Below are 10,203 nucleotides of genomic sequence, written 5' to 3' on the forward strand. Positions count from 1 at the left end.
TTAGGCACCAATAGCTTTTCCGGGCATCGTGGAGGAATGCGTTTTTTTCGTTTTACTCTGAGATTAAGCTTTAATTCACAATACACCCGATAAACACGCTTATGGTTCCATTGATAGCCGAGCTTTCTGATACGATTAAAGCATTTAGGAAAGCCCCAGCGTAAATGCCGGTCTGTGATAGCATTCAATACCGAAACAATCACCGAATCATCCTGTAACTTAGGTTGATAATAGTAAGCACAACGGCTTAAGCCAACAATGGCACAACTCATAGCAATAGTAACTGAATGATTTTGTTGTAGTTGCTGTGCCCACGTTTTACGTGCCTTTGTGGGCACTAAAGCTTTTTTATGATTTCTTCCTGAAGCTGTGATTTTAAGCTAAGCTCGGCAAACATCTGCTTAAGTTTGCGGTTTTCAGCCTCCAGCTCTTTTAAGCGTTTGATATCCGAAGTTTCCATTCCGCCGTATTTTTCCCGCCATTTATAAAAAGTTGAATTACCCATGCCATATTTACGGCAGAGTTCCTTGACAGGAATACCTGCTTCAGCTTCTTTTAAAATAGCGACGATTTGATGTTCAGTCATTTTTTTCATAATTAAATCCCCTTTTACTTTTATCATAGATAATTTTCTACTTTTTTGCTGTACTATTTTAGGGGATAGTTACAGATAAATTTATTCATATTTATAATTCTGTTATCTGATGTTTAACAGCATATTACGTAACTATTCAATTCTTAGTATCCATATTATGTCGTTTCTCAAATTTTTGTAAACAATACGAGTAATCCTTACAACTAATTTTGCAATAAAATATAGGACATTATGAGCCCATATTTACAATTGAACTACGAAAACGTCTTAAAGCAATTAAAAAGAATACAGTACCAATTACCAATAACCACGCAAATGAAGTCCAAACCACGCTTAAACCAGCACCTCGATACAGTATTGCCTGCCCTAATTCAACAAAATGCGTGGTTGGAGCAAACATCATAATGTTTTGCACAATTTCAGGCATACTTTCACGCGGAGTACTACCCCCAGATAGCATTTGTAGTGGTAATAAAACTAAAATTAGTAACATTGCGAATTGCGCAGTGGATTTTGCTACTGTTGCCATAAATATTCCAAGTGACGTTGTAACAAAAAGATGCAATGCAGCTCCAATCAAAAATAAGCTTACCGAACCTGCAATTGGTACTTTTAGCCAACTATGAACAACTAACAACAATGCCACCCATGTTGATATTAATACCACAAGTCCCATTGACCATACTTTGGAGAGCATAATTTCAAAAGGGGTAACAGGCATAGCAAGAAGATGGTCAATCGTACCATGTTCCCGCTCTTTCATTAAGGCTGCCCCAGTTAAAATAATAGATAATGTTGTCACAATATTGATAATTTCCATGACTGAACCAAACCAAGATCGCGTTAAATTAGGATTAAATGCAGTATGCACTTGTATATTAACTGGCAAATTAGTTGCCTTACTGTAACGATTAACATATTCAGTCACTTCTCCAGTAACAATCTGTGTTATATAACCATTCCCAACAAATGCTTGCCCCATTCGTGTTGCATCAATATTAAGTTGAAGTTCTGGACTTTGACTATTTAGCACATCACGTTGAAAATTAGGCGGAATATTTAAAGCAAACGTATAATTATCCGTATCCATACCATGATCAACATCGTTCATTGAGTATAATTTAACGGGATCATTAAACATTGGCGGATAAAATGCTGCAATAATTTGCCGTGATAACGGTGAGTCATCTTCATCAACAACTGCAATCGAAGCATGGTGCAACGAATCAGAAGTAGCTGTTGCGGCAATGTAAATATCAAAGGTAAAGCAATAGCCAATTAACAACAACATGATAGGATCACGCAATAGACCCCATAACTCTTTAATCCCTAAGCGATAAATATTAATTAAACTTTGCATAATATCTATCCTTCTTGTTTTTTAAGAAGAAAAATACTTGCCCCAAGAACAATGGGGATTGTGACCAATAAAGCAAATATTGAATTGTGCAGATCCATAAAACCAAGTGCTTTATTAAACACACCGCGAGCAATAATTAGCATATGTGTTGTTGGATAAACTTCACCAATATAACGACCACCACCTTCTAAAGATGCGACAGGATTGAGTAATCCCGAGAATTGAATTGCTGGTAGCATTGTACCTACACAAGTTAAAAAGATAACAGCAATTTGACTACGAGTAACAGTTGAAGCTAACAAACCAAAACCCGTTGAAATAATACAGTAAGCAAAGGCAGCAAGGCATAAAGTAAATAGACTTCCTTTTACGGGAACAGCAAAAATGGTAATTGCCATCAATAACAATAATAAAAAGCTAAACATGGAAATAATGATATAAGGCACTTGTTTACCTAGCAAAAATTCAGCTTTAGTTACTGGAGTTACATATAAATTGATAATTGAACCCATCTCTTTTTCACGCACAACCGATAAAGCCGCCAGCATAGATGGAATCATCAATAATAAAATTGGTATTACAGCCGGTACCATGGAAGGTAAGCTTTTAATATCAGGATTATAACGGTATCTTGTTTCTATATTTGCCAAACTAGTTGAGGATTTTCCTGTTACTTCTTTTACTTTTTCACTTAGCCAAGCAAGATGCATTCCTTGAACGTAACCTTTAATTGTTTCAGCTCGTAGCGGCATTGCCCCATCAATCCAAATAGCAATATCAACAGGAGCACCTCGTTGTATATCTCGACCAAAATTGGGAGGGATTTCAATTGCTAAAGCGATTTCATTACTTTTTAACCGCGCATCCATATCGTTATAATCTGTAATTGGCGCTTTTTCAATAAAATAACGTTTAGAACCCGATAAATTAAGAATATAATTTTGACTAATTACACTTTGATCTCGGTCAAGTACAGCAAAATTCAGATCTTCAACATCCATCGTAATACCATATCCCATAACTAACATTAAAATTGCTGAACCTAATAACGCTAATAATGCTCGTAAAGGATCTCTAGATAACTCAAGTGTTTCACGCCATAAGCAACCTATCATACGGTTAAGACTAAACCCTTGAACATGATGATTTGGTAATGTTTTTGTTTCTTGATTGAGTATTTCTTTTGGTGGTTCAACAGAGTGTTCTTCTGCATTACTATCATTAGCACCTGCATCAACAAGATAGTTAATAAAGGCCTCCTCTAATGTTTTAGCATGTTTAGAGCTAATAATGTGATCAGGAGTATCGCTTGCTAATACTTTGCCTGCATGCATTAATGAGATTCTATCACACCTTGCAGCCTCATTCATAAAATGAGTTGTTATAAACACTGTTACTTTATCTTTTCTAGACAGTTCGATAATTAAACGCCAAAAATCATCTCGAGCAATGGGGTCAACGCCGGATGTTGGTTCATCAAGGATAAGAATTTGTGGATTATGCACAACAGCAACTGACAATGAAAGCCGTTGCTTTACCCCTAAAGGTAAGCTATCGGGTAGATTTTCTGCATCTTGTTCTAAACCAAAACGTTTTAGTAATTCTTCAACGCGGGCAGGTATTTTACTTTCTTCAATACCAAACAGGCGTGCATGTAGAACTAAATTTTGTTTGACCGTTAATTCACTATATAAAGAAAATGCCTGAGACATATACCCCAAATGACGCCTAACGTTAATGTCACTAGCATCAATAGGTTTACCAAATAACCATGCTTTTCCTGATGAAATCGGTAATAAACCCGTTAACATTTTCATGGTGGTTGATTTACCACAGCCATTTGAACCTAAAAAGCCAAATATTTCACCTTGTTTAATTGAAAAATTAACATGATCAACTGCGATAAAATTACCAAATTGTTTAGTTAAATCTTTTGCTTCTATGGCTGTTTGCAAATCTTTATTAAGATCTAAAGGTGGAATTTCGACAGTTTGATAACCTTGTCTAGCACTTTCTGGCATTAGCTGAATGAATGCATCATCTAAATTATCTTTTCCTGTCTTTACTAGTAAGGATTTTGGTGTGCCAGTTTCAAGAATCTTACCGCCATACATTGCCACCAACCAATCAAAATTTTGAGCTTCGTCCATGTAGGCTGTTGCAACAATCACACTCATTTGGGGTCTTTGTTCACGAATTTTGTTAATTAACTGCCAAAATTGGGCTCTGGAAAGTGGATCCACCCCAGTTGTAGGTTCATCAAGAATTAACAAATCAGGATCGTGGATTAAAGCCGAACATAAGCTAACTTTTTGCTTCATACCACCGGACAGTCGCCCTGCCGGTCTTGATAAAAATGGATATAACCCAGTACTACGCGTTAATTCATCAATACGGCGACGACGCTCGGCCGCATCATTACCAAACAGACGAGCAAAAAATTGTAAATTTTCTTCAACGGATAAAGTAGGATAAAGGTTTTTGCCTAACCCTTGCGGCATATAAGCAATACGTATGCAAACATTTTTACGGTGTGTTTTATCTTTCATATCACCGTCAAATACATATACTAACCCATCTTGAATAATATGCGAACCAGCAATTAATGATAATAAACTTGATTTTCCAACACCGTCTGGTCCTATCAATCCAACCATACATCTTGGCGGTATAGCTAAAGTGATATTATCAAGAGCAAGGTTCTTTTTATAATGCAGTGATACATCACTAATTTTTACCACTGCATCATCAAACGATTTAGCTTCGGTTGATAAAGCTAAATCTTTATTGTCGGATTCTGACATATGCTATCCCCAATTATTTTGTTGGACATTTTGCAATATCAGATAAGCCTGACGGCCACGAAGCTTTTGGATCAAGTTTTACCCAAGCTACACCTGGTAAACCTGTTTTAACTTGATTTATAAAACATCTTAATAATTCAGGGCTTAATTGCGCTTTTACTCTAAACATCAATTTCTGACGCTCATCTTTAGTTTCAACAGTTTTAGGCGTAAACTGCGCAACGCTTGATACAAACGATATTTTGGCAGAAATTGCTTTATCTGGTAGTGCATCTAAAATCAATCTCACTTCATCACCAATACCCACTTTACCTGCGACCGTTTCAGGTAAAAAGAATGTAAGATAAACATCATACAAATTAACTAAATTTAATACTTTTCCGCCTGAAGGTAAAACTTCACCTAATTGTGCTATTCGGTATTGAATACGACCGTCAACAGGGGCATTTAAAGTACTATCATCAATATCAGCTTGAATTCTTTTAATATTAGCACTTGCAACATTGATTGCCGATGTGGCGCTATCAACCCCCGCTTCGGCTACTGCAATCGCTGCGTCAGCGGCAGTAACTTGTGATTTGGCTGAATCTAGTGCTGCTTTAGCATTGTTTACTTTAGCAGTATCGTCATCAAATTGTTGAATAGATATTGCACCTTTTTGATATAGTGCGGTAGTTCGTTGTAAATGTTTTGAGGCGATATCTAAGTCACTTTCCTTTTGGCTTACGCCTGCTTGCGCTGCAACTTTATCACTCATTTTTAATGCCACTTGCGCTTTAGCACTTGCTTCATTACTAACCGCTTGGCGGTATTGTGCTTGGGCTTCATTAAGTTGTGCTTGTAAGGTATCAGTTTGCATGACGACTAAAGCTTGACCGGCTTTAACAAAATCGCCCTCATCAACATTAATTTTTTCTATTCTACCAGCTAATTTAGCTGAAATATTGATTTCAGTCGCTTCAATACGTCCGTTGCCACTAATAAAATCTGAACCATACCCATCAGTTTTTAATTGCTGCCATAAAATAAAAATAATAGAAATAATAACAACTGCAATAACAATCCATTTCCTGCTTATATTTTTCATATAACACCTTATTTTTTTAAAACGATTCATAATAATTTTTAACGAGATAACAAATCGTTATGGCCTAATCAATTGCATCGTTTAAATAGTATCAAATGTTTATGGCAAATAATATCTGTTCATAAAACAATCGCAATAAAAGCTAAAAAAATAAGCTAGATGGTTTTATATTTTATTTATAGATTTGAAATTAATAACATCATTATATTATGCAATAAAGCTGATATGCTCATTGCAACTTGATAAGTTATTTATAATAAAAGACTTATTATTTTATATTTTCAAATAATTTATTAACAATATAAGGATGTAAAATAGCAACGGGTAACATATATAATTTCCCCCAGATATTGTGATTTTTAACTGATGCAATTAAATATACTGTATTTTTACTTATGTCAGTACCTTTATCTACAACACGAATACAAACACATACATCTAAATGGCAATCTTTTACAACTAATGTCAGTTTATCGTTGGTTTCCTCTGTTATGGTAAAAAAATCGGCCATATTGCTTTCGTCTGGTTGATGCTTATTTTCCGCAGAACTATCAAACCCATTAATCGCTTTGACACCGATTAATTTCACTAAACAATCCCTTATTTTAAATAGTATTTTTAGCCATCTAGGTTGATAAGATGTCATCATTTTATAAGCTTCATATGCTGTCAATTTTTTAGAAATATCTTTTTTTTGACAATCTAAATAATCGATTTCTTCTGCAATAAAGCTTACATTATCAGGTAATGTTTGCCGTACTTTCATAATATGATTTTGTCTGTTTTTCATATCATATTCTCCCTCCTTAAATTATATAAGTCAATTATCAAAAAATATAAGAACACATCATGTTATTTGATCCTTGCAAATCGGCAAACTTCTACTTAATCTTGTGATTTCCCGCTTCTAATTCTTTTAAACATTTGATATATAAGCTTTCTATATCGTTAGATTTCTCTCACTATTTATAAAAAATAGAATTTCCCATACTTTATTTGCAACAAAACTCTTTAACCAGAATACCGTCTTCAACTTCTTTTAAGATCAATATGATTTAGTGCCTGTCATTTTCTTTTTTTTACTTTTATCATAGAAAATTTTCTAATTTTTTGCTGTACTATTTTATAAAATAGCTACAATTGCTATCTTATTTACTTAAAAAATGGTTATAAGAAAGCTAGGTCTAATCTCCATCATGATCTGCGTAGAAATTTTGTTTGAATATATACTTTCAGTAACAATTCATTCGTGTCTTATTATTCGATTGACTTTAACTTCGATACAACTAATCACAATCCTATAATTTTACCAACACGTAACCAAATAATTTATCATCACCTTACAAACTTAAATGTCTTTTAATCCATAACTTTATCTTACAATAACCATTTTTATTCTTAAACTAGTACACTAGATGTTTTTTGTTTTTATCTCATAAACCTAATTGTGATGGAACTAAAATTTTTAATTCCATTTCTTAATAATTAACGTACGCACACAACTCTAGTTTCATTATGCACAAAATAATAGTGCCCAATATTACCTTGCTTTGAAAAAACAGTATAATTTTGTACTCCACCATAAAAAGGGTCAGCAGTCCAGTAATCAAAATTGATATCATCCCGTATAAAATCACTATTCACGTAGTATTCATTATCCGTATACCCCCACTCTGCAAAGAATCCTCCCCCGATCCGACGTTGGAAATTATTAGGTTGACCAGATAATCCTCCTGCCCAAGCAACAATATCATTATTTGCATTTGTCATTTCAACAATATGGGGAAGCCTATAACCATTTCCTAAACTACTACAGTACGCTTTGGCTGCCTCTAAACCTCCGCTATAAGTCGGCTTTGCAACAAACCATTTACTTATCATAAAACGGTATATAACATTTGTCTTTGCTTTATCTGAATAAATATTAAAGTAAGTTGGAACAACTGATAAGGTTTGACCTTTATTTGAATCACTAGGTCCGGTTAATTCTATTCTAGCAATATTGTAACGGCTTCCTTGTTTTATACTTAAATCTATATTTGAATCTGTTGGCCATTTGCTGTAAGTTAACTCTTTTGCCGATGCTCCTGCCACCGTTAAATCAAAGTACATCCCCTTAGCCCCTATAGTTGGGAAATTTGATGCGGGGGAATTTATATCTTGTGGTTTAAAGCCTTTATCATCATCCCACTGTTCAACTGGACCACGATAACTAACAAGTACATTTCCATTATACCTTAACGTTGGTTGAGCAAAGCATGCATAAGGAACTGCAACTTTAGGTGTTAGATAATAACTAACGCTTCCACCTTTAAACTCAGTTGATCTTGGCTTTCCGTATTGGGTAGATAAAATACCACTATCACTCGTTAAAGTGATTTTATAAGGCGAATAACAAGCATTTAATTCTGTATTCTCATTAACTATTTTTCCATCAACATTTTGCACGGTCATTGTAAGATTACCTGTTACAGAGATCGAACTATCGCCATCATCATCTTTCCAAAATTTGTTAGTTGATACTACATCTGTTAAAGTAACTACTGATTTCCCTTCGGGAATGAATTTCTTAATATCTTTCAGTTTTTGATCTACAGCAGGCAACTCAATTGGGTTAATTTCCGATGACGGATTATTACGGATGCTATATTGTCTACCATCAGACAATGTAATACTCAACAAATGTTCTGTTGAATTTGCTTTAGTCCCCTTTCCATCAAACGATAAATAAGGCGCACTACCTTGAATTGTCTTTACTGTTATTGCTGATAGTGCAATTGCATTACTCGATATAGTTAAACATAACAATACCAAAGTCATTCCAAAAGCATAATTTTTTATATTTGGTTGCGTTAACCGTGGAGTTAGTTTACAAATCTTTGCTATTTTAGTCAGAAACTTCGGTTTTATCCGAAGTAGTAAAAATGAAGTTTTAATTAAGTACAACTTGTAACTATAAGGACTTGAATACGTGAAAATTAACAGTATGTATAAAAATAACTTTTTAAGTTGTTCAGAGGGTGACCTGTGTACCTTACTATTAATTATATCATTTCTTCGTCCATATTGCAATTTTTCATCACTTAACCCTATGATTTTATATAATAAAATTTATTAAAGTTCTTTTATTAACTAATTACGTTTTGTGAAAATACGAGTAAATATTGCGCTTTTAAAAACATAAAATACTAATATTACCTTTTCACAAAAAAATTAAAATAACTATAAACTAAACAACATAACTTTTTAAAGTAAATGAAATGATTAGATTTCTTGTAAATATAACATTAATTTAATTATTAAGAAAAGTGATTAATTAGAAATATATAAAATTTACTCACATTGTTTACAGTGATTAAAAAAATACTGTAATAAATATACATAAAAAAACAAAATTAACGCCTTATCATAGACAAGAGATATAGCAAAAGAAAAAATAACGGTCACTGATTTAGCTAAACGTTTTATTGCCATTCGTTAAGTCATTTATAACGTACTAAAAAGCACGATTGAAGCTGTTTGTGTTTTTAACCAGTAAGGAATGTAAGAATGAACGTTATAAAACCATTCGTTATGGAATTAAACGTCTGGTTAAAGTCGAAAAATCGATTGAAGATAAATTAAGATGACAAGTTAAACACTACAACAAAACCTATCCGGGAGAAATGCTACACGTTGATACCAAACGTTTACCTTTACTTAAAAATGAAACGAAACAACAAACTAGAGAATATTTATTTGTCGGTATTGATGATTTTTCACGTGAGCTTTATGCGGGTATTTACCCTGATAAATCCCAATTTAGCGCGGCACAATTTTTACAAAACGATGTGTTAACCCAATGTCCTTATACTATTGAATGTGTTTATTCCGATAATGGACGTGAATATCAAGGCACCAGCGAACACTTATTTGTTAAAACGTGTAACAACCACCGTATTAATCAAAAATTCACCAAACCCGCCTGCCCACAAACGAATGGGAAAGCCGAAAGAGTGATACGAACTTTGAATTGCGATGTGGCATAATCAGCATATATTTAGCGATTCAATAGATAGAAAACAAAAACTGAAACGCTTTATTAATTTTTATAATACCGTTAAACCACATAAAGCGATTTCAGGAAAAACGCCTTATGAGTTTTTAAAGGATTATTTTAACCATGAAGTGTAAACAACTCGGCGTTTTCCTACAGTTTATTACTAGCCAACTTAGTCAAGAAAGTTTGTATACAAAACATATACACAATTCAGTGCAACTTGATGCAAATAACTTTTAGCTTAGCTATTTATCTTATAATATTTTTTGGAATTAGATAAGAGTTTAAATAAGAAGAATGGTGGGTTGTGAGGGGATC

Annotated in this window: 9 protein-coding genes; 2 read left to right on the forward strand and 7 right to left on the reverse strand. The window is 33.7% G+C overall.

Going from position 1 to position 10,203, the window contains the following annotated elements; all coding sequences use genetic code 11:
• From A9G44_RS12600 to A9G44_RS12630, 7 genes are all read right to left on the reverse strand, one after another.
• On the reverse strand, nucleotides 1-338 hold a 338-nt coding region (locus A9G44_RS12600; protein WP_143426419.1), incomplete at its 3' end, for an IS3 family transposase.
• Nucleotides 338-595 carry a transposase gene (locus tag A9G44_RS12605; protein WP_034909955.1) on the reverse strand — a complete coding sequence of 86 codons (258 nt, stop codon included), beginning with the start codon at nucleotides 593-595 and terminating at the stop codon, nucleotides 338-340. The genes A9G44_RS12600 and A9G44_RS12605, both read right to left, overlap by 1 nt.
• A 229-nt stretch (nucleotides 596-824) precedes the next feature.
• On the reverse strand, nucleotides 825-1,955 hold the full coding sequence (locus A9G44_RS12610; RefSeq protein WP_065611458.1) for an ABC transporter permease: 1,131 nt from the start codon (nucleotides 1,953-1,955) through the stop codon (nucleotides 825-827).
• Nucleotides 1,956-1,960: 5 nt separating this feature from the next.
• Nucleotides 1,961-4,759: a ribosome-associated ATPase/putative transporter RbbA gene (gene rbbA, locus A9G44_RS12615; RefSeq protein ID WP_065611460.1), complete on the reverse strand. Its 2,799-nt coding sequence runs from the start codon at nucleotides 4,757-4,759 to the stop codon at nucleotides 1,961-1,963.
• Nucleotides 4,760-4,772: 13 nt separating this feature from the next.
• Nucleotides 4,773-5,846 carry an HlyD family secretion protein gene (locus tag A9G44_RS12620; RefSeq protein WP_065611462.1) on the reverse strand — a complete coding sequence of 358 codons (1,074 nt, stop codon included), beginning with the start codon at nucleotides 5,844-5,846 and terminating at the stop codon, nucleotides 4,773-4,775.
• A gap of 268 nt (nucleotides 5,847-6,114) precedes the next feature.
• Complete coding sequence (locus A9G44_RS12625) at nucleotides 6,115-6,636, reverse strand: DUF2867 domain-containing protein (protein ID WP_065611464.1); 522 nt, start codon at nucleotides 6,634-6,636, stop codon at nucleotides 6,115-6,117.
• A gap of 695 nt (nucleotides 6,637-7,331) precedes the next feature.
• Nucleotides 7,332-8,660, reverse strand: coding sequence for a hypothetical protein (locus tag A9G44_RS12630; protein WP_065611466.1), 1,329 nt, complete (start codon nucleotides 8,658-8,660; stop codon nucleotides 7,332-7,334).
• An 851-nt stretch (nucleotides 8,661-9,511) separates the two neighbouring features.
• Between A9G44_RS12630 and A9G44_RS13735 the strand changes: the two genes are divergently transcribed.
• Nucleotides 9,512-9,874: a DDE-type integrase/transposase/recombinase gene (locus A9G44_RS13735; protein WP_202983945.1), complete on the forward strand. Its 363-nt coding sequence runs from the start codon at nucleotides 9,512-9,514 to the stop codon at nucleotides 9,872-9,874.
• Nucleotides 9,864-10,019 (forward strand): integrase core domain-containing protein, encoded by a 156-nt coding sequence (locus A9G44_RS14160; RefSeq protein ID WP_141672694.1) that lies wholly within the window; start codon nucleotides 9,864-9,866, stop codon nucleotides 10,017-10,019. Before A9G44_RS13735 ends, A9G44_RS14160 begins: the two co-directional genes overlap by 11 nt.
• Nucleotides 10,020-10,203 lie beyond the last annotated feature (184 nt).

Source organism: Gilliamella sp. Occ4-3 (assembly GCF_001690675.1).
GTDB classification, from domain to species: domain Bacteria; phylum Pseudomonadota; class Gammaproteobacteria; order Enterobacterales; family Orbaceae; genus Gilliamella; species Gilliamella bombi.